The 20,163-nt window shown below is 58.3% G+C and carries 23 protein-coding genes; 8 read left to right on the top strand and 15 right to left on the bottom strand.

The annotated features are described in order from the left end of the window. Positions 1-28: 28 nt before the first annotated feature. Genes TRM7615_RS11460 through TRM7615_RS11470 form a run of 3 tightly spaced genes read right to left on the bottom strand, consistent with a single transcriptional unit; the run spans position 29 to position 2,070 of the window. Complete coding sequence (locus tag TRM7615_RS11460; RefSeq protein ID WP_108787577.1) at positions 29-826, bottom strand: enoyl-CoA hydratase; 798 nt, start codon at positions 824-826, stop codon at positions 29-31. Between the two features lies 1 nt (position 827). Continuing rightward, positions 828-1,580 carry an enoyl-CoA hydratase/isomerase family protein gene (locus TRM7615_RS11465; RefSeq protein ID WP_108787579.1) on the bottom strand — a complete coding sequence of 251 codons (753 nt, stop codon included), beginning with the start codon at positions 1,578-1,580 and terminating at the stop codon, positions 828-830. Continuing rightward, positions 1,528-2,070, bottom strand: coding sequence for a winged helix-turn-helix transcriptional regulator (locus TRM7615_RS11470; RefSeq protein WP_108787581.1), 543 nt, complete (start codon positions 2,068-2,070; stop codon positions 1,528-1,530). The genes TRM7615_RS11465 and TRM7615_RS11470 overlap by 53 nt, the downstream gene beginning before the upstream one ends. Positions 2,071-2,152: 82 nt before the next feature. Here TRM7615_RS11470 and TRM7615_RS11475 point away from each other — a divergent pair, with 82 nt between their 5' ends. Genes TRM7615_RS11475 through TRM7615_RS11485 form a run of 3 tightly spaced genes read left to right on the top strand, consistent with a single transcriptional unit; the run spans position 2,153 to position 4,085 of the window. Then, positions 2,153-2,758, top strand: a complete 606-nt coding sequence (locus TRM7615_RS11475) for a glutathione S-transferase family protein (protein WP_108787583.1) — start codon at positions 2,153-2,155, stop codon at positions 2,756-2,758. Next, positions 2,755-3,489: an SDR family oxidoreductase gene (locus tag TRM7615_RS11480; protein WP_108787585.1), complete on the top strand. Its 735-nt coding sequence runs from the start codon at positions 2,755-2,757 to the stop codon at positions 3,487-3,489. The genes TRM7615_RS11475 and TRM7615_RS11480 overlap by 4 nt, the downstream gene beginning before the upstream one ends. After that, positions 3,483-4,085: a 2-hydroxychromene-2-carboxylate isomerase gene (locus tag TRM7615_RS11485; protein WP_108787587.1), complete on the top strand. Its 603-nt coding sequence runs from the start codon at positions 3,483-3,485 to the stop codon at positions 4,083-4,085. The genes TRM7615_RS11480 and TRM7615_RS11485 overlap by 7 nt, the downstream gene beginning before the upstream one ends. A 42-nt stretch (positions 4,086-4,127) precedes the next feature. Here the strand turns inward: TRM7615_RS11485 and TRM7615_RS11490 are convergent, their stop codons facing one another. The 9 genes from TRM7615_RS11490 to TRM7615_RS11530 form a co-directional block, all read right to left on the bottom strand. Next, the gene (locus TRM7615_RS11490) at positions 4,128-5,369 is read right to left on the bottom strand and encodes a branched-chain amino acid ABC transporter substrate-binding protein (protein WP_108787589.1); all 1,242 of its coding nucleotides are present in this window, start codon (positions 5,367-5,369) and stop codon (positions 4,128-4,130) included. Positions 5,370-5,471: 102 nt separating this feature from the next. After that, positions 5,472-6,269 (bottom strand): IclR family transcriptional regulator, encoded by a 798-nt coding sequence (locus TRM7615_RS11495; RefSeq protein ID WP_108787591.1) that lies wholly within the window; start codon positions 6,267-6,269, stop codon positions 5,472-5,474. Positions 6,270-6,282: 13 nt separating this feature from the next. Beyond that, on the bottom strand, positions 6,283-7,311 hold the full coding sequence (locus tag TRM7615_RS11500; RefSeq protein WP_108787593.1) for a phosphotransferase family protein: 1,029 nt from the start codon (positions 7,309-7,311) through the stop codon (positions 6,283-6,285). A gap of 10 nt (positions 7,312-7,321) precedes the next feature. Further along, the gene (locus TRM7615_RS11505; RefSeq protein WP_108787595.1) at positions 7,322-7,972 is read right to left on the bottom strand and encodes a histidine phosphatase family protein; all 651 of its coding nucleotides are present in this window, start codon (positions 7,970-7,972) and stop codon (positions 7,322-7,324) included. Positions 7,973-7,975: 3 nt separating this feature from the next. Continuing rightward, complete coding sequence (locus TRM7615_RS11510) at positions 7,976-8,977, bottom strand: NAD(P)H-dependent flavin oxidoreductase (RefSeq protein WP_235824073.1); 1,002 nt, start codon at positions 8,975-8,977, stop codon at positions 7,976-7,978. A 27-nt stretch (positions 8,978-9,004) separates the two neighbouring features. Further along, positions 9,005-9,928, bottom strand: a complete 924-nt coding sequence (locus TRM7615_RS11515) for an SDR family NAD(P)-dependent oxidoreductase (RefSeq protein WP_108787597.1) — start codon at positions 9,926-9,928, stop codon at positions 9,005-9,007. Positions 9,929-9,938: 10 nt separating this feature from the next. Continuing rightward, a complete protein-coding gene (locus TRM7615_RS11520; RefSeq protein WP_108787599.1) occupies positions 9,939-10,757 on the bottom strand; it encodes an SDR family NAD(P)-dependent oxidoreductase in 819 nt (272 codons plus the stop codon). Between the two features lie 9 nt (positions 10,758-10,766). After that, complete coding sequence (locus TRM7615_RS11525) at positions 10,767-11,882, bottom strand: acyl-CoA dehydrogenase family protein (RefSeq protein WP_181893267.1); 1,116 nt, start codon at positions 11,880-11,882, stop codon at positions 10,767-10,769. Positions 11,883-11,888: 6 nt separating this feature from the next. After that, positions 11,889-13,052, bottom strand: coding sequence for an acyl-CoA dehydrogenase family protein (locus TRM7615_RS11530; RefSeq protein ID WP_108787600.1), 1,164 nt, complete (start codon positions 13,050-13,052; stop codon positions 11,889-11,891). A 150-nt stretch (positions 13,053-13,202) separates the two neighbouring features. Between TRM7615_RS11530 and TRM7615_RS11535 the strand changes: the two genes are divergently transcribed. Next, positions 13,203-14,198 carry an NADPH:quinone oxidoreductase family protein gene (locus tag TRM7615_RS11535; RefSeq protein WP_108787602.1) on the top strand — a complete coding sequence of 332 codons (996 nt, stop codon included), beginning with the start codon at positions 13,203-13,205 and terminating at the stop codon, positions 14,196-14,198. Positions 14,199-14,213: 15 nt separating this feature from the next. Here the strand turns inward: TRM7615_RS11535 and TRM7615_RS11540 are convergent, their stop codons facing one another. After that, the gene (locus TRM7615_RS11540; RefSeq protein WP_108787604.1) at positions 14,214-14,870 is read right to left on the bottom strand and encodes a histidine phosphatase family protein; all 657 of its coding nucleotides are present in this window, start codon (positions 14,868-14,870) and stop codon (positions 14,214-14,216) included. Between the two features lie 68 nt (positions 14,871-14,938). Between TRM7615_RS11540 and TRM7615_RS11545 the strand changes: the two genes are divergently transcribed. The 4 genes from TRM7615_RS11545 to TRM7615_RS11560 all read left to right on the top strand — a co-directional run bounded on the left by TRM7615_RS11545 (position 14,939) and on the right by TRM7615_RS11560 (position 17,706). Beyond that, positions 14,939-15,763, top strand: coding sequence for an enoyl-CoA hydratase (locus tag TRM7615_RS11545; RefSeq protein ID WP_108787606.1), 825 nt, complete (start codon positions 14,939-14,941; stop codon positions 15,761-15,763). Positions 15,764-15,903: 140 nt separating this feature from the next. Next, positions 15,904-16,371, top strand: a complete 468-nt coding sequence (locus TRM7615_RS11550) for a MaoC family dehydratase (RefSeq protein ID WP_108787608.1) — start codon at positions 15,904-15,906, stop codon at positions 16,369-16,371. A 133-nt stretch (positions 16,372-16,504) separates the two neighbouring features. Further along, positions 16,505-16,951: a type II 3-dehydroquinate dehydratase gene (gene aroQ, locus TRM7615_RS11555; RefSeq protein ID WP_108787610.1), complete on the top strand. Its 447-nt coding sequence runs from the start codon at positions 16,505-16,507 to the stop codon at positions 16,949-16,951. Further along, positions 16,951-17,706: a LuxR family transcriptional regulator gene (locus TRM7615_RS11560; protein ID WP_108787612.1), complete on the top strand. Its 756-nt coding sequence runs from the start codon at positions 16,951-16,953 to the stop codon at positions 17,704-17,706. Before aroQ ends, TRM7615_RS11560 begins: the two co-directional genes overlap by 1 nt. Positions 17,707-18,433: 727 nt before the next feature. On the opposite strand, the gene tsf is transcribed toward TRM7615_RS11560, so the two are convergent. Together tsf and rpsB are read right to left on the bottom strand one after the other, a co-directional pair. Then, entirely contained in the window at positions 18,434-19,309 is an 876-nt protein-coding gene (gene tsf, locus TRM7615_RS11565; RefSeq protein ID WP_108787614.1) for a translation elongation factor Ts, read from the bottom strand. Positions 19,310-19,387: 78 nt separating this feature from the next. Then, complete coding sequence (gene rpsB / locus TRM7615_RS11570) at positions 19,388-20,161, bottom strand: 30S ribosomal protein S2 (protein WP_108787616.1); 774 nt, start codon at positions 20,159-20,161, stop codon at positions 19,388-19,390. Positions 20,162-20,163: the final 2 nt, after the last annotated feature.

Below are 20,163 nucleotides of genomic sequence, written 5' to 3' on the forward strand. Positions count from 1 at the left end.
GGGTCAAATTCAAACTGCAACGTCAAAATCAATCCTTTCCGTTCCCGTCTGCCATCTGACGGCCACGTGTTGTTGCACGCTCTCGTCCGGCGGCAACATCCGCGGCGGACACCTGAGAAATATGCATATCAAAAACCTGTGCTTCCAGCGCCATTGCCTCGCTCAGCGGCAGGCCGGTCCCGTCTGTAATCAGACGGCGAATGCGTCCCATCGTGATCGGATCGGTCGACGCAATGTGTTCGCCCAATTCCAACGCGCGTTCCATCAAGGTGTCTGCTGCGACCACCTCGTTCACAAGACCCCACTGCAACGCCTTGTCTGCGCTTACAAATTCGCCCGTCAAGCTCATCTGTCTGGCCCGGTTTATTCCGATCAAACGCGGAAGGATCTGCGTCATGCCCCAACTTGGCGTGATGCCAACGCGGGCGTGTGTATCGGCAAAAACCGCCGTGTCAGCGGCAATAAGAAAATCCCCCAACAGCGCCAATTCCAGCCCCCCGGTGATAGCATACCCATTCACGGCGGAAATGATCGGCTTTGTACAGGCACCAGCGACGGCAAACAGGCTGTTGGGCCCATGCCATTCGAACTGGTTCATGGCATCGTCCGCTTGTGACATCTCCTTGAGATCGACCCCAACACTGAATGCGCGCCCGTTGCCCGTCAGCACAACGGCCCGAACCTTAGGGTTTTCGGACAACATTTTGATAGTAATCGACAATTCATCGACCAATGCGCGGGACAAGGCGTTCAATGAACCGGGGCGGTTCAACGTGACAATCGCGACTGAACCGTCATGATCAAGTTGGATTAAACCCTCTGACATGTCAGCCGATCATCCGCTGCATGGCTGGTTTTGTCTCATCACTGAACCAACCAGTTTCAGACCGGTTCGCGCCGTCCCGCATCGCCTGTTCGATAATCCTGATGACGCCGCACCTGATCTGCTGCTTGATCGAGGCATAGGTATTGGGAGGCAACTGAGCCAGGGCCTGCGCTTCGATCATGGCACGGTCACGCGAACTGCCCTCGGTCACAGCGTCAAGTATGCCATAACGGTGCGCCTCACCGGCGTCCAAAGGTTGTCCTGTCAGCATCAAGCGGCGCAAAGCATCAGGCGTCAACGTGGCGCGGGCGATCTCAAGCGGTCCGACGGGGAAATCAGCACCAACCCGAACCTCAGCCAGACCCAGTTTCGCGCGTGGGCTTGCAACGCGGATGTCGCTGCCCAAAACAAAGAACAACCCGCCCGCGATCGCGGCCCCGTCGACTGAACAGACCACCGGCTTGGGATTGGCGAATAGGCTTAAGAATCCAACGTTTAACCCTTCGACAATGGCATTCTGTTGACCCAGGTCGAATTCCTGCGCCTCTTTCAGATCAAGGCCTGCGGAAAACACCTTGAACGGGCTGGTCAACACAATGGCGCGCACCTCTGTTTCGGCTGCAAGACCATCCATCAGATCTTTGAAGTCAAACAAAAACTCTGGGCTGAGTGCATTGACCGGCGCACGGTTCAGGCTGACTTCAACGATGCCGCCGTCGTGATTTGTTCTGTTCAGATGGTGTGTCGCGCTCATGTCCCTCTCCGTGCAAGTCTTTCGCGCGACGTGCCCGATTTTCGGCCAGTAACGCAGGGTCAATATCAACCGAGATCTGCCGCGCGTCGAGGGGTTCCGCGCAATCCGGGCAAGTGACCTTGGGTATTATGTGGTTTCCACAGGATTTATGCCGCAATTCAACCATGCCTTTTGTTCCAAGCCACTTGTCGCTCCAGGATTTCAGCATGATGATAACGGGCCACAGGTCACGGCCCTTTTCGGTCAGGTGATATTCATAGCGCACGGGCCGATTGCTATAGGCGCGTTTTTCCAGGATCCCATCCGCGCACATGCGCTTCAGGCGTTGGCTCAGGATGTGAGGCGATGCGCCGGTCAAGCGCTGCATGTCGTCAAACCGGCTGCGGCCCATGAACATCTCGCGCAGGATCATCAGCACCCAAGGATCGCCCACCCGTTCGATCGCGCGGGACACCGGACAATGCGTATCCGCAAGATCACTTCGGCTCATCGTTGACACCCTTCATTTTTTGTAGTCACCTTTCCCACAGACCGGGCGATCTGTCAAACTCCGGTCAATTTGAGGAGGTTTGATGAAACTCTATTACGCACAGAACACTCGTGCCGTGCGCATCGCATGGCTGCTCGAAGAGCTGGGGATGGACTATGAAATTGAAAAGTTCACGCTCGGCGACCGCGCTATGCGCGAGCCGGATTACCTGAAGGTGCACCCCATGGGCCGGGTGCCCGCGCTTCAAGACAAAGGCGTGACCATCTTTGAATCAGGAGCCATCGTGCAGTATGTACTTGCCCTTTATGGCGAGGGGCGCCTGCAGCCCAAAATTGGCACACAAGAGTTCGCCAACTATTTGCAATGGCTGCATTATTGCGAAGGCATGATCATGCCTCCGATGAACACAATCGTTGTCGAAACCATCCTTTTGCCCCCTGAACGACGAACCGAGGTGAACGTGAAACGTGCAACCAAGTTGTTGAACCAGATGCTGATGGCCGTGAACAACCACCTTGAGGGGGCAGACTTCCTGGCCGGTGAATTCACGGCCGCTGATATCATGACCGGACATTCGATCATCATGTCGGGTCGCCTGGGGGCTGATTTCTCGGACAAGCCCAATCTGCAACCCTATGCGGACCGTTTGATGGCCCGGCCTGCCCTGCAAAAGGCGTGGTCCCTATGAGTAATCCGATTGTTCTGATCATCGGCGCCGGGGATTACATCGGCGCGGCCATCGCCAAACGCTTTGCCAGCGGCGGGTTCACCGTCTGCATGGGCCGGCGCAATGGCGACAAGCTTGCCCCGTTGGTGGCCGAGATTGAGGCCGATGGCGGCACCGCAATCGGCTACACTCTGGACGCGCGTGACGAAGACAGCGTCACGACCGTCTTCAAACAAATCGAGGACGAGGTCGGCCCGATCGAAACCGTAATCTACAACGTTGGCGGCAACGTGCGGTTCCCCATCCTGGACACCACGGCACGGGTCTTTCGCAAGGTCTGGGAAATGGCTTGTTTTGCGGGCTTCCTATCGGGGCGCGAGGCGGCGCGGTACATGGTGCCCCGCGGACGCGGCAACATCTTCTTCACCGGCGCCTCTGCCTCCATGCGGGGCAATAGCGGCTATGCGGCGTTCTCGGCTGGCAAGTCGGGACTGCGGGCCTTGGCGCAAAGCCTCGCCAAGGAACTGGGTCCCAAGAACATCCACGTCGCGCATCTGGTTATTGATGCCGGTGTTGATACGGCCTTTGTGCGGGATCGCATCGCGCAATCCGGTCACGATCCTGATACACTGCCCGAAGATACTCTGATGAACCCAGCGTCCGTAGCCGAAGCCTATTGGACGTTGCAACATCAGACCCGAGACGCCTGGACCTTTGAACTGGACCTGCGCCCATTTGGAGAAAGATGGTGACGAAAGTAATAGATTTCTTTTATGATTTTGGGTCTCCGAACGCTTATCTGGTGCATAAGACGTTGCCCGATCTAGCCGCAGGATTTGGCGCGACAGTAACGTATCAGCCGATCTTGCTGGGGGGCGTATTCAAAGCCACGAACAACCAAAGTCCCATGCAGGCCTTTGGCGGTGTGCGCAACAAACTGCAATACCAGGCCCGTGAAACCCAACGATTCATCAAACGTCATGATTTGACATTTCACATGAACCCGCATTTCCCGGTGATGACCATCGGGGTGATGCGTGGAGCGATTTTTGCCCAAGGTAAAGAGTGGGAAAACAAATACATATCCGCCATTTTTGATGCGATGTGGGTGCATGGTCAAAAAATGGACGACCCTTCCGTGATCCACGACGTGCTTCGTGAAAACGACCTGCCCGCCGAAAAAATCTTCGAAGCCACGCAAGATCAACCGATCAAACAGGGGCTGATCGATGCCACGTCAGCGGCTGTGGATCGGGGCGTCTTTGGTTCGCCGACCATGTTTGTTGGGGATGAGATGTTTTTTGGAAAAGAAACGCTGCCCGAAATCGAAGAATCTTTGACAGCATAACTTAATAGCCCCGCCCGACTGTCGGGCGGGGCCTGTCGCCCATCAGGGACGCTTCATCTTGCAGGTGGTCGGCGCATCGGCCGAGGCCATTTCGACCGAGTTTTCGGTCAGCAGACCAAAGCCCGAGTTGTCGAAATCATGAGCCACATCAGGGGCGTGCGCCTGAACGTGAACAGCCTGGATCGCCTGGTGGTCGGATTCCCGCATAAGAACCTTGGTCCCCCAGATCGAGTCATGCTCCATCCCTTCAAGCGCATTTGCCACGGCGACCATATCGGTGGCCGTTCCTGCGTCATTGATCGCACGCGCCAGCATTTCGACCACGTTGGCAATGCGCGGCTGTCCCAGATCATCATCCGGATACTTCTCTTTGAACGCTTTGGCATAAGCGTCTGCGCGATCAGACACGGGCGGGTTCAGCTGTCCCTCGCCAACCAGCTTGAGCGAGCCAACACCGGATTCACCAAAGGCTGCGGTAATCCCGGTAGACGCGGCATAGTAGGTATAGATCGGACCATCAAAGCCATTTTGCAGGACCGACTTACCCAGACCCAGCATATCCGCACCCCAGTTGCCGGTGATCACAGCATCCGCTTCGGACGCCATGATTTTGCGGCCATAAGGGGTGAAATCCTTGATCTTGCCGATGGGATGCAATTCGTTGCCGACAATCTCGATGTCGGGGCGTTTTTCGCCCAGGAACCGAACCGCCGCAGCCGCAACGGCCTTACCAAACGAATAATCCTGGCCGATGATATAGACCTTCTTGATCTCATCATTGCCCGCGATCACATCCGTCAGCGCGTCCATCTTGATGTCTGCGTTGGCATCAAAGCGGAAGTGCCAGAAGTTGCACTTGTCGTTGGTCAGCGCCGGATCAACAGCCGAATAGTTCAGGAACAACACCCGCTTGTCCGGGTTGCGTTTGTTGTGCTTGTTGATGGCATCCGTCAGCGCGTTTGCCACGCCGGACGAGTTGCCCTGAGCAATGAACCGGATGCCCTGGTCAATTGCGACCTGCAACTGGATCAAGGACTCCTTGGCGCTGATCTTGTTGTCAAACGGCACGATCTCGAACATCTGACCGTCCAGGACACCGCCCTGTTGGTTCACAAGCGTGTCTGCCGCAAATTCGTATTGATGCAACCCGTCCTCACCTGTCGCCGCAAACGGCCCCGACAGCGGGTCAATGAAAGCAATTTTGATATTTTCCGCGTAACCGGCTGCGGCGCTCAACGTCAGAGCCAAAGCAGTGGTCAATCCTAACAGTTTCTTGTTGCGCATATTGGATTTCTCCTCCCTAATCCAAGCCCTGGTCTGTTCTTGTTCCATGGGCCTGATCAGGGTTGCACAGTACAGCACAAAGTCAACAAAATGATTTGTTTTTCAAGGCTTGAAGCTTAGAAAAGCAGCAGCTTCGGTCAGCAGCCCGGAATAGTCGCGTTCCAGTTCGTCTGGAGAGACATGAAAGGCCGGCCCACCAACATTCAGGCCAAAGACACGGGCGCCATCCAGCGAGAAAACCGGAACCGCCAGGCCATTCACATCGGCGCGCCATTCGCCATATCCGGTGCAGTATCCTTTGGCTTCGAACTCGTCACAGGCCGCGTGCGCGGCTTGCGTCAGATCGGCCTCGCTTCCGACTCCGTCCTGCACCCCGTGGTCGACGGCCGCCTTCCGGGCCTCATCAGACAGGCCCGCCAGAATGGCGCGTCCGATGGCCGAACGAAAGAGCGGTAGACGTGCGCCCACATGCATAGACAGCGATACATCTTCGCGCGAGCGGTGGACCGCGACATAGATCACCTCGGCCCGGTGCAATTCCGCCAAAGCGGCGGTGATATAAGAGTTTGGCCCGTTGCGAAGTGTCCGCAGCACGTCCGCCGCCCGGTCGCAAATGTCCATGCCGGCCAAAACGCCAAACCCCAACTGTAAGACACCAACGCCCAAACGATAGGTGCCGCTGCCCGGCTCATGAACCAGATAGCCCAACTGACACAGCGTATGTGTCAGACGCGAGATCGTGGGTTTCGGCAGGCCGGTGCGTTCGGACAGGTCCAGATTGCTCAGGCTGACCTCGTCCGGGCGAAAACAGCGCAAGACATCCAGCCCCCGCGCCAAGGCGGTTACAAAATTTCTGTCCTTGCCCTCGTCGGGGCTCGTGCCGAACTCCGTTTGCACCATCGCCTTCCCCGCTTCAGGATTTCAGGGCGGTCAGCCCATGTTCTGCAAAGACTTTGACGAAACCGCCCAACCGCATTGCGCGTTCCGGGTTCGATGCGTTGCCATCCAGCGCCCGCTTGTAAACACCCTGGATGATCGAAGCCATACGGAAAAAGTTGAACGACAGGTAGAAGCCAAAGTTGTCGATGCCCGCCAATCCGCGCCGCTCACAGTATTTGGCGATGAACTCCTGATCCGTCGGCAACCCCAGCGATGCCCGGTCCAGGCCGGCCATCCCGCGCCCCTCTTTGCCGGGAGGCATTTGCCACTGCATGATCACGGCCGCCAGATCGGCATAGGGGTGGCCTATGGTCGAAAGCTCCCAATCCAGCACACCCAGGCACCGGGTACCGTTCTTTTCGAACATCATGTTGTCGATGCGGTAGTCGCCATGCACCAGCGTGCGTTGGCCGTCGTCTGCCGGGATGCTGGCCTGCAGCGCCTCGATCAACGCATCCATCTTCGGGATGCTGTCCGTCTCGGACGCGCGGTATTGCTTGGTCCAACGCCCGATCTGCCGCTCATAGTAGTTGCCCGGCGGGCCATAATCCGACAGGCCAACAGCTTCGATATCAACTGAATGCAGCGCGGCCAGAACCCGGTTCATCTCGTCAATGACGGCGGTTCGAGTCTCGTTGCTTTCGCCCTCCATCGTGGGCTGGTAAAAGTTCCGCCCGTTCAGATGCTCCATCACATAAAATGCCGAGCCGATCACATCGTCATCTTCACACAGCAGATGCATCTTGGCGACCGGTACATCCGTATCCGCAAGCGCGCTCTGCACCCGAAACTCGCGATCCACCGCATGGGCGGACTTCAACAGAACCCCCGGCGGTTTGCGCCGCAGGACATAGTTCTGTTTCGGAGTTTTCAGCAGAAACGTCGGGTTCGACTGACCGGTTTCGAACTTGTCAGCCTCCAGCGGCCCTTTATATCCGGGCAGGTGTTCGCGCAGATAGGCGTCCACAACATCCAGGTCGAGAGTTTGAGCGGTGTTGGTCATGATCTGCTCCTTAGCTGTAGGTCAGCATATCTGCGCGCGCCTGTGGGGCAAAATGCGGCGTCGCGTTGAATTCATGCAAAAAGAAAGCGCGGGACGAAAAGATGAACCGCGTCATCGAAGTGTTCTTGACCTGCAAATTCAGCGCGATCATCTGCTCGGGTGGCGCGCTCATCGCACTGGCCACCAACTGTCCGATGGCGCCTCCGGAACTGATCACCAGCACCTTTTGCGCGTCTGTCTCGGTCGAAAACTGGCGCGCGGCCTGAATGCGGGCCTTGAAATCGGCCCAACTTTCCGCCGCCCCGTGGAGCCCATCGTCCTGCCATTCACGCAAAGTTTCACGCAACGTGCGAAAATGGGTTTTGCGGTCATGCTGAACCAGATCCGGGATCGCACCGCCGTGTTTCACGCGCAGCAGGTCGTGGAAGTCATATTCATTCCAACCTGAGTGCTCTTCGGGCACATCCGAAAACCCCATCGAATGCAGGGTTTCTTTCTGCCGGGTCAGGGTGCCGGTGACCAAACGGTCCGGCACCCATCCCATCTCACGCAAAGCTTCACCCGCCATTGCGGACTGGCGATGCCCAAGCTCGCTGAGTTGGTCATAGTTGTCCGCCCCGAACGAGGCTTGCGCGTGGCGGACGACCATCAATTCAGGCATGGGTTACCCCGCAAACTCGGCCGCCAGGCGCTTGCCTGCCGCCGTGTATTCGGCGGCCACGCGGTCCACCAGCTCACCCGCACCAACGATGTCTTTGACATCACCAATGCCCTGCCCCGACCCCCAGATCTCTTTCCAGGCTTTCGGCTTGGACGACCCCGAGCTGAAATTCATCGACGATGCATCGGCCGACGGCAGGTTGTCCGGGTCCATCCCGGCGCGTTCCACCGACTTCTTCAGATAGTTGCCGCTAACGCCAGTAAAGAGCGAGGAATAGACGATATCTTCGGCGTTACTGTCGACGATCATCTGCTTGTATTCGTCCTGTGCGTTGGCCTCATGCGTGGCGATAAACGGCGAGCCCATGTAGCCAAAGTCAGCGCCCATGGCACGCGCGGCCAGCAGGCTTTCACCGCAGGCGATGGCGCCAGAAAGGGCAACAGGCCCATCAAACCAGGATCGGATTTCGCGGATCAAAGCCAAAGGCGATTGCTGTCCCGCGTGACCGCCTGCGCCCGCAGCCACAGCGATCAGGCCATCAGCGCCCTTGTCAATCGCCTTTTTGGCAAAGGTGTTGTTGATAATGTCGTGCAGTACCACACCACCACAGGAATGCGCGGCCTCGTTGACCTCGACCCGTGCGCCCAGAGACGTGATCCAGACCGGCACTTCCCATTTCGCACAGATCTCCAGATCCCGTTCCAACCGTCCGTTGGACCGATGCACGATCTGGTTGACCGCGTAGGGGGCCGCCGGATTGTCCGGGTTTTCCTGGTTGTGGCGATCCAGCTCTTCGGTGATGCGTTTCAGCCAGGCCTCAAGCAGCGGTGGCTCGCCATCAGCTTCGCGCGCGTTCAGCGCAGGAAACGAGCCGATGATGCCCGCCTTACACTGTGCGATCACCAGATCGGGGTTTGAAATGATAAAAAGCGGCGACCCGATCAGCGGGATGCGCAGCCCCTGCAGGTTCGGATGCAAGTCGGGTTTGGTCGCGGTGTCTTTCACGTCATGTTTCCTTGTCGTTTCCAGAGCCTACCACGGGAGCGTGAGACCTGCGGCCTCGGCTGCCTTGCGGGCATATTTCTTGGTTTGGGCAAAGGCGTCGGTCAGTTCTTCTTGGCCTTCACCATCGTTGAGTTGGTCGAATTGCGCCGCTACGTTTTCGGGTGTTATCTCCGCGCCCTCAAGCAGGATGCCGGGCGTCTCATACACGCGGGTTTGCGCGAAACAGCCTGCGCCGGCAGACATGATCACACGCGAAGGGGCATCTTCGCTGACCAGGTACAAAAGGCCCGGCGTGATGGTTTCAGGCCTCAAAAGCTCTAGCGCCTCAGGCGGCATCAGGCTCTCGGTCATACGGGTGGCCGCCGTGGGGGCCAGGCAATTGACGCGAATGTCATCGCGCGCGCCCTCAAGGTGCAGCACGTTCATCATACCCATCATCGCCGCCTTGGCCGCACCATAATTTGACTGGCCAAAGTTGCCGTAGAGACCGGAAGCGGATGAGGTCAGCACCACCCGGCCATAGCCCTGCTCGCGCATAATCGGCCAGCAGGCGTGGGTAACATTGGCACTGCCGATCAGATGGACATCAACCACCTTGCGGAAATCGGCCATGGTCATCTTGGAAAACGTCTTGTCCCGCAGGATGCCTGCGTTGTTGACTACGATGTCGATCCGGCCAAAGGCCTCCATCGTCTTGGCGACCATATCAGCCACCTGTTCTTCGTTCGAGACATCAGCGCCATGGGCAATCGCGTCGCCACCCATGGCCCTGATCTCGGCCACAACGGCCTCGGCCGCCTCGGACGAGGCACCCTGCCCGTCCGTCGACACGCCCAGGTCGTTGATGACAACCTTGGCGCCACGTTCAGCCAATCCAAGCGCATGGCTGCGGCCCAAACCGATGCCCGAGCCGGTGACAATGGCGACGCGCCCGTCAAATCGAATGTCCATCACGGCCCCCTTACAGCGCTTTTTCAAAAATGTTGTGGCCGGACATCACATTGATGCCGCCCGACACGGGGATGATTGCTCCGGTGACATAGGCCCCGCCGCGACCACACAGGAACAACATGCAGCCGGCGATATCTTCGTCCCGACCAACCCGGCCTAAGGGTACGTCGCTGCCCACCTTGGCGCGTTTTTCTTCGTCCGCCGTGGCAAAGGCAGTCATGCGCGAAACAAACGGCCCCGGCGCCAGAGAGTTCACGGTGACATTGTAGCCGGCAAGCTCCTTGGCCATGACTTTCGACAGATGCATGACGGCGGCCTTGGATGCCGAATAGCTGTATGCCCCATCGCCCATCGGGATCTCGCCCATGACCGAGCCCACGTTGATCACCCGCGCCGGATCACCATCCTTGGCCGAGGCCATCAGCATCGGAAGCAACTTCTGGGTCAGGTCGAACACGCCCGCAACGTTCACATTCATCACCTTTTCCCAGGCTTCATGCGGGAATTGGCCCATCGGCGCGCCCCAAGTAACGCCGGAGTTATTCATCAGAATATCAAGGGTTTCCGTGCGGTTTTTAACTTCCGTGACCATGGCATTGATGCCTTCGGCCGAGCCAACGTCCCCGGCAAAACCTTCGGCTGATCCGGGTGCATCCAACGCGTTGAGCTGCGCGGCAACCGCCTCACACGCATCACCCTTGCGCGATGCGATCAGGACGCGGGCGCCTGCGCGAACCAATGCCTCGGCCGCCATGCGTCCTATACCGGTGGCCCCACCTGTGACCAATGCGGTCTTGCCGTGAAGCGAGAAGAGAGTTTCTGGTGTCATGATAAATCCTTAAAATCCGCGTGCTTGCGCGACGATATTCGCGTGATACCCATAGTCGCCCAGCCATTCGGCACCGACACGGGCCCGTTTCATGTAGAACCCCATGTCAAAGGCGTCGGTCATGCCGATTCCGCCGTGCATCTGCACGCCTTCCTGCACCGCCAATTGCACGGTGTCCGTCGCGCGGGCTTTGGCCAGCGACACGGCAAGCCTGGCGTTTTCTGGGTCTTCGTCCAGTTTGCGGCCTGCGTTCAGAATAGCTGAGGCGGTTACTTCGCATTCACACCACAGATGCGCGGCGCGGTGTTGCAACGCTTGAAACGCTCCAATTGGCACGCCGAACTGCTTGCGTTCCTTCAGGTATTCAACGGTCATGCCAAAGGCCCCGGCCGCGACACCCGCCATTTCCGCCGCCAAAGCAGCCTGTCCGGCCTCGATTGCCGGTTTCAGAACCGTCATGGCCTGATCGACCTGCCCCAAAACATCTTCGCCCGTGGCTTCAACATCTGCGAAACTCACAGTAGCGGCATCCCGGCTGTCGATCATCGACTTGGCTTCGCGAGAGATCCCCTCGCGGTCGGCGGGCAGATCGAACAAGGTCAGCGCCTCGCCCGTACGCGCCAGCACCAGCAGCCGGTCTGCATCGCCGCCGTCCACAACAAACCCTTTGGAGCCGTTCAGACGGAATCCATTCCCTTCGCGATCCCCTCTCAACTGTGTGGCCTCAGGATTGAACTTGGCGTTTTCATCAACGGCCAAGGCATAAGTCACGTCACCTGATGCGATCTGCGCCAGCGCCGCGTTTGCCCGTTCGTCTGCCACCTGCCGCAAGGCAGTTGCCGCGATCACTGCTGTGGAAATGAACGGGCTACTCGCCAATGTCTTGCCCATCTCTGTGGCCAGAACACAGGCGGCGGCGTGGCCCATGTCGGAACCCCCGGCGTTTTCGGGCACCAGAATGCCAGCCCAACCCATGTCGGCCATGGCTTTCCACAAAGCCTTGTCTTCTGTCTGACCCTCGTCCCGCAGTCTGCGCAGATGCGACACGGGTGCGGCCTCGTCCAGGAACCCGCGTGCTGCGTCCGCCAGCATGACCTCTTCTTCACTTGCAACAAGTTTTGCCATGATATCTTACCCCGGAAGCCCAAGAACACGTTTAGACAAGATCGAGAGCATCACCTCGGATGTGCCCCCCTCGATCGAATTGGCCTTGGTTCGCAACCAGTTGGGCGCGCGCCCGTCGTCCCACTCCAACGCATCCGAGCCACCAGCAGCCATCAAAAGCTCAAGCCGCCGCTTGTTCAACTCGGTCCCCATGTATTTGAGCATGGCCGAAGCATCGCCAACGCTGCCGCCGGCCTCGGCCTGATCTTTGTAGCGCTCCAGCGTGAGCTCCACAGCCAAAGTGTCCACCTCGGCCCGCATTGCGTCCCCGCGCAGAACCGGATCAGTTTCACCGGTTTCACAATCAGCAATCACAGCGCCTAAAGGACGACCTGTACCCATCGAGCCGCCCGCGGCCGAGATCATTTCCCGTTCATGAGTCAGCAGGTATTTGGCCACATCCCAGCCACGGTTGACGGTACCGACGACCTGTTCCTTTGGGAATTTCACATCATCAAAGAAAGTCTCGCAGAACGGCGACACGCCCGAGATCAGCTTGATCGGTCGGGTCGATACACCCTCGGTCTCCATGTTGATCAGAACGAAAGAGATGCCCTTGTGCTTGGGCGCGTCCTTGTCCGTGCGGACCAAGGCAAAGATCCAGTCGGCCTTGTCGGCATATGAGGTCCAGATCTTTTGCCCGTTCACCAGCCAATGATCGCCCTTGTCTTCACACTTGGTCTGCACATTAGCCAGGTCCGAGCCCGCGCCCGGTTCCGAATACCCCTGACACCAGCGCACCTCGCCGCGCGCAATGGGCGGCAAATAGTGAAGCTTCTGCTCATGCGTCCCAAAGTGCAGCAGCGCCGGTCCAAGCATCCAGATGCCAAAGCTTTGCAAGGGGTAGCGGGCGTTGATCCGCGCCATTTCGGCGTGAAACACCTTCTCTTCGTCCCGGCTCAGACCCGCGCCGCCGTACTCCACCGGCCAGGTCGGCACGGTATACCCTTTGGTGACGCAGCGTTGCAGCCAGGTACGTTGGGCATCTGACGTAAAGTTCCAGTTCTTTCCGCCCCAGCAGATGGTAGTCTCATCATTGCGACCATCGCGCATCTCTTGGGGGCAGTTTTCTTCAAGCCACGCACGCAATTCGGCTTGAAAGGTGCTTAGTTGCTCGGTTGTCTCTGACATGGTTCCTCCCACACGCAGATACCTGTTTCTCATCCCTGTTCCGCTATGCAGAATTGCATTTCGAAATTCGATTGACAACATGAGAACCGGGGGAAAGACTTCACGTCAAATAGCAGTACGACATGCCCGCAAGGGTCAGGGAGACACCAGATGAAAGCCATGCTCAGCACCGCCATAGGCGGCCCCGAAACCTTGGAACTGACCGAGATGCCAGACCCGGAACCCAAGAAGGGCGAGTTGATCGTTCGGGTTCGGGCGGCGGGCGTGAACTTTCCTGACACACTGATGATCCGCGACCTGTACCAGATGAAACCACCCCGCCCCTTTGCACCGGGTGGCGAGATCGCGGGCGAGGTTGTGGCCCTTGGCGAGGGCGTGTCGGGCTTTGAGGTCGGAGACCGTGTGCTCGCCCTGACCGGTCACGGCGGGTTCGCCACACATCTGGCGCTAAAGGCCGCAAGCGCCATCAAGATCCCTGACGCGATGCCGTACGAGGATGCGGCCTGTTTCATCTTCACCTATGGCACCTCGCATCACGCGCTGAAAGACCGTGCGCAGATCAAGCCGGGCGAAAGCCTGCTGATCTTGGGCGCGGCCGGTGGCGTGGGTGTTGCCGCGATTGAATTGGGCAAGGCCGCGGGTGCCAAGGTGATTGCAGCCGTATCGTCCGAGGAGAAGGGCGAATTCTGCCGACAGGTCGGCGCGGACGAGGTGATCGTTTACCCCCGAGAATTGGACCGCGACGCGCAAAAGGCCCTGTCGGGTGAAATCAAGAAACTGGCAGGCCCGGATGGCGTCGACGTGGTCTATGACGCGGTTGGCGGCGACTATGCCGAGCCAGCCCTGCGCGCCTTGGCCTGGAAAGGCCGGTTCCTGGTTGTGGGCTTCCCGGCCGGTATTCCGAGCATCCCGCTGAACCTGACCCTTCTCAAGGGAAGCCAGATCGTCGGTGTATTCTGGGGCGCGTCCGTGTTCCGTGAACCGCAGGGGCATGCTGAAAACATGGCAGAACTGTTTCAGCTCTATGCCGAGGGTAAGGTCAAACCACAGATCAGTGCGCGCTTTCCGCTCGCAGAGGCCCCCGCGGCCTTGGAAATGATGCAGGACCGCAAGGTAATGGGCAAAGTCGTCATCACGCTGGACTAACAGGGCTAACCGGGATCAGGGCAGATGCGTGCAGTCGTTAAATCCACGGACAACCATCGTATCGCCCTTGATCACAAGGCGGCTGATCGAACCGTTGGCCGCCCCATTGAACGCAAATGGCGCGGACCCGCTGGCAATCGCCATCGCTGCGCCAATCACACCGCCATGGACAAAGGCCGCGACGCGCTGATCGGCGTGATTGACCGCAATCCGCATGAGACCTGCCCGTACCCGGGCATGCAATTGGGCCGTGGTTTCTGCACCCGGGATCTCTCCCCATTCCTGATTGGCTTTGGCGCGGGCGAACTCGGGCGCGCCCTCGGCCGCTTTGATCCGGTAGAGGCCCCCGTCCCAATCGCCCAAGGATACCTCGCGCAGATCCGCCTCGACAGCTGGCGTCACACCCAGATGCGCCGCCAGCGGCGCGGCGGTTTGATGCGTTCGCACCAACGTGGTGACATAGATCGCATCCAGCGGCTCAGACTTCATCCGGTGGCCGACAGCCACCGCCTGGGCCTCTCCGTTAGGATGCAGTGCCGGGTCGCCGTGCCCGTCTTTCATCGGAAAGCTCTGCCCCGGGATCGCCGCCTGGCTTTCGCCATGGCGGATCAGGAACAGGTCCACGGCCCCTTTGGGCGGCTGGTAAACGCTTTGGCGGTATTCACGGGCCATTTCAAACTCTCTCAATCTGTCGGGCATTCAATTCCGCGCAGATTGAGCGCAACAACAAAGGAATTGCAATGACCACGCGCACTTTGGACACCGGAACGGACAAGCTGTTGGGCTCTGTCACCGACGGCGTCGCGACCCTGACCCTAAACAACCCCACCAAGCGCAACGCCCTGGGGGATGAGATGACCCCTGCCCTGCGCCGGATGCTGCTTGAAACCGAGACCGACCCGAATGTGCGTGTGCTGGTCCTGACTGGGGCCGAAGGCGCGTTCTGTGCCGGTGGCGATATCGGCGGGATGGGTGACACACTGGCCGGTGGCAAGGCCCCCAACACCGACGACATGATCAGCCGTCTGCGCGAGGCACAGAACACGGCTTCGCTGCGCCTCTACGAATACTCCAAACCCACCATTGCCGCCCTACCGGGTGCCGCGGCGGGCGCAGGCATGTCCATCGCACTGGCTTGCGATCTGCGGATCACCGGCCAAAGCGGCTTTCTCTATCCGGCGTTTGGTGCCATCGGGTTGAGCGGCGATTTTGGCGGTAGCTGGTTGCTTAGCCACTACATCGGACCAGCCCGCGCGAAGGAAATCTATTTCACCAATCACCGCATCCTGCCGGAAGAGGGTTTGGCACTTGGCTTGTTCAATCGCGTTGTCGCAGATGAGGATTTGCAGGCAGAAACCAATGCACTGGCGCAGCAGATCGCAGGCTTTGCACCGATGGCGTTGCGCTACATGAAGGAAAACCACAACCGTGCCCGCTCAACCGACCTGCGCACAGCGATGAGTATGGAAGCAGACCGGATGATCCGCACCTTGATGAGCGACGATCACAAGGAAGGCGCGCGCGCATTCATGGAGAAACGAAAGCCCGAATTCAAAGGGCAGTAATGCAAGCAAGATAGCGGGGCCACTAAAGCTGAACGCCCTTTGGGCCGAATTGACGCCAAAGCCAGGCAGTCCAAAGGCGCATAATTGGCGAATGAATTGTTGGGGCCGCCCCAGATCCTGCAAGTTGAGGAGAAACAAACATGAGCAAGATTGACGACGCAGTTACCCAGGACCAGCACAAGATCGGAACCGAGATTGGCGTGTCGGACTGGATCACGGTGGATCAGAAGATGATCGACCAATTCGCCACCGTCACGCATGACGAACAGTGGATCCACGTCGACCCTGCACGGGCCGCCGCCGAAACCCCCTTTGGCGGCACCATCGCGCATGGCTTTTTGTCGCTCTCCCTGGCCAGTCGCTTTGCCTATGAATGCTTGCCCGTATACGAGGGTCAGGTCATGGGCATCAACTATGGCTTCAACAAGATCCGCTTTCTTGCGCCGGTCAAATCCGGATCACGCCTGCGCGGTCGATTTGTCCTGCGAGACATCAAAAAACGGTCGGCCACCGAAGTCCAAAGGGAAACCGGCCTGTCCATCGAAATCGAAGGCAACGACACCCCTGCCCTGGTGGCCGAGTGGTTGAGCCTGAGCATCTTCGAGTAACGTCAATCGCGGGGTCGATTGCCGGATCGCCCCCGTGACCACTTCCCCACAGTTGGCAGCTTGTATGCGTTTACATGCTGGACAGATACGCGTGTTCCTGAGTATCACTTTCTGTGAATGGGGAAACACTATTATGAGTAGAATTCTGGTCCTAAACGGCCCGAACCTGAACCTGTTGGGCACTCGCCAACCCGAGGTTTATGGGAGCACAACACTGGAGATGGTAGAAGACGCCTGTCGGCAATATGCTCAGGCAGCAGGGGCTGTTGTGACCTGCATGCAATCGAACCACGAGGGCGCCCTAATTGACGCTATCCACGCGGCCAAGGGTACCCAAGACGGTATTGTCCTGAACGCAGGCGCCTATACTCACACATCCATCGCCCTAATGGACGCTATCGCATCAGTCGAGTTGCCCGTGGTCGAAGTGCATCTGTCAAACATCCACGCACGCGAACAATTTCGCCATCACTCGTATATTGCGCCCGTAGCCATTGGCCAGATCTGCGGTTTCGGTGCGCAGGGCTACAGTCTTGCGATCGACGCATTGCTCGAACACCTAAAGGGGCCAGTGCTCTGATGGCGTTGTCGGAATACCTCAACCACATCTCGTGCGCCAATACACTGGAAGAGCTGTGGGCCGCGCATACCGCCAAAATGGCAGAATTCGGTTTTGATCGGCTGTTGTATGGCTATACCCGCTACAAGACTGAAACCTCGCTGGGCGACCCCGAAGACTTCGTCATTCTGTCCAATCACAGTCAGGACTATATTGACGGGTTCTTGCACTCTGGCCTCTATTTTCATGCGCCCATGTTACATTGGGCCCTGGAACATGAGGGGGCAAAAAGCTGGCAGATGATCAATCAGATCATGGCAGACGAAACTATGACGGATGAACAGCGCCAAGTGTATCAGTTCAACCTTTCCAAGGGTGTGATCGCGGGCTACACAGTCAGCTTCAACTCTGTTTCGGTACGCTCCAAAGGTGCGATTTCACTCAGCGCCAAAGAAGAGATGACGCAAGAGGACGTCGACAAGGTCTGGGCCGAACATGGCGAAGATATCTTGCTGATGAACAACGTCGCACATCTGAAGATCCTGACGCTTCCCTATACCGCGCCGAACAGATCGCTGACCAAGCGGCAACGTGAGGCGCTGGAGTGGGTCGGAGACGGAAAAACGACCCAGGATATTGCAATTTTGATGGGTTTGACCTCTGCCACGGTGGAAAAACACCTACGCCTCGCCCGCGAAGCGCTTTCGGTCGAAACCACTGCGCAAGCGGTTTTGAAGGCCGCCCTGCACAATCAGATGTTCGTCATGGAGGCCTAAGCCCCGGAAATGGTGTCATAAAAATGCAGCATTACGTGAGGTAAGGAATTCATGACTTTCGGAAAATCCTATCTGGTTGCATCATGAGACTGTTCCGTGAGTGGTGGCTTTAGCCAGGGAACATCGGGTACTGATCTCCGTGATTTCGGGGCTCTCCGACCTGTTCGGTGTTGAGTTTGTATTGTTCCTGACTCGCACCGGAGAATTTGAGGGATCCCGTCCATCCCCATCAAAACGGGATCCCTCAATCATCTTCAAAGGCAAGGGTTCGCCACGCGTGGACCCATTTTCTTGTTTGTTGGAAACACACCCATCTCGACGCTGTATCGTAACAGGACACGCCCTGGTTGGTTTGCTTGTCCTACGGTTCTGTTGAACAGGATTGAGGCGGAGAGCTCCCGCGCCCGAGCATACCTGACTTCGTCCGCCCCGCTAACGGCCTTGGGCTTGGCGCCGCGTTGCACGCGGCGCGGTTCCGAGTGTTGCAGATGTAATGTGCGAAACAGGTCCCTCAACCGCGAGCCCGACCAATGAAACGCCAACCGCCGAGCGCAGCGAGGCCCGGCCCAACGGGAGGATGTTTTTCGTAAGAAAAACTGACGACGGGCGGGAGAACTACCCTTTTGGGTCAAAACTCCTGATCACAAGAAAACCCCGCCAAGATTCTGCCTGACGGGGTCATCCAAATTCTCAAAACCGCGATCCGGTTGGATCGCTGCAAGCGCGGTTAGCCTTGAGCGGCCTTGGCCACTTCGGCTGCGAAGTCTTCTTTTTCAACTTCGATGCCTTCGCCCACTTCCAGACGCACGAAACCGGTGATCTCGGCACCTGCTTCAGCAGCAGCAGCACCAACCGTCAAGTCCGGGTTCACGACGAACTGCTGGTTCAGCAGGGTTGATTCAGCCACGAACTTCTTCATGCGGCCAACGATCATCTTCTCGATGACCTGCTCGGGCTTGCCGGATTCGCGAGCGATGTCCATTTGGACCTGCTTTTCTTTCTCGATCACGGCTGCATCCATATCCGCTTCGGACAGAGCTGCAGGATTTACAGCAGCGATGTGCATCGCGATCTGCTTGCCCAGTGCTTCGTCGCCGCCTTTCAGCGCAACCAGAACACCGATTTTGCCCATGCCGGCAGTGGCCGCGTTGTGGACGTAGTTCACAACGGTGTCGCCTTCGAGCGTCGCCATGCGACGCACCGACATGTTTTCACCGATGGTGGCGATCTTGTCGGTCAGCGTGTCTGCAACCGACTTGCCACCCAGATCGGCAGCCAGCAGCGCGTCAACGTCCGCAACACCCAGAGTCGCCTTGGCGATACCGCCTACGAATTCCTGGAAGTCGGCGTTCTTGGCAACAAAGTCGGTTTCCGAGTTCACTTCGACAGCGACGCCCTTGCCACCGTCGACAACAACGGCGACCAGACCTTCGGCAGCGGTGCGGCCCGATTTCTTGGCAGCTTTGGCCAGACCTTTGGTGCGCAGCCAGTCAACGGCGGCTTCCATGTCGCCACCGGTTTCGGTCAGTGCCTTCTTGGCGTCCATCATGCCTGCGCCGGTGCTGTCGCGCAGTTCTTTCACGAGTGCTGCTGTGATTGCCATCTTTTGGCTCTCCTCAAATCAAACGGATTTGGGGCAGGTCATACCCTGCCCCATATGTCAAAGCTGTGACAGTCGGGATCAGGCCTCGGCGGGCGCTTCTTCCGCGACAGCTTCTTCGACGGGGGCTTCTTCCATCGCGCCCAGGTCAACGCCTGCGGCACCCAGCTGAGCCGACATGCCGTCCAGAGCGGCGCGTGCCGCCAGGTCGCAGTACAGCGAGATGGCGCGCGACGCGTCATCGTTGCCGGGTATGATGTAGTCAACACCGTCGGGCGAGCAGTTGGTGTCGACAACAGCCACAACCGGGATACCCAGCTTGTTGGCTTCGGCGATGGCCAGTGCTTCTTTTTTCACGTCGATGACGAACAACAGGTCCGGGGTGCCACCCATTTCGCGGATACCGCCCAGCGAGGCTTGCAGTTTGCCCTGGTCACGCTCCATGCCCAGACGCTCTTTCTTGGTCAGGCCTTCGGCGCCGCCTTCCATGGCTTCGTCGATCTGGTTCAGACGCTGGATCGACTGGGAAACGGTTTTCCAGTTGGTCAGCGTGCCGCCCAGCCAGCGGTGGTTCATATAGTACTGAGCCGACTTTTCAGCTGCTTCTGCGATCGGCTGAGCTGCCTGACGCTTGGTGCCAACGAACAGAACGCGGCCACCTTTTGCAACGGTGTCACGCACGGCCTGAAGAGCCTGGTCCAGCATCGGAACAGTCTGGGTCAGGTCCATGATGTGGATGCCGTTGCGCGAGCCGTAGATGAACGGCGACATGCGCGGGTTCCAACGCTGTGTTTGGTGACCAAAGTGAACGCCAGCTTCCAGCAGCTGACGCATGGTGAACTCGGGAAGAGCCATGC

Origin of the sequence: Falsiruegeria mediterranea M17, assembly GCF_900302455.1 — a bacterium.
Lineage (GTDB): Bacteria > Pseudomonadota > Alphaproteobacteria > Rhodobacterales > Rhodobacteraceae > Falsiruegeria > Falsiruegeria mediterranea.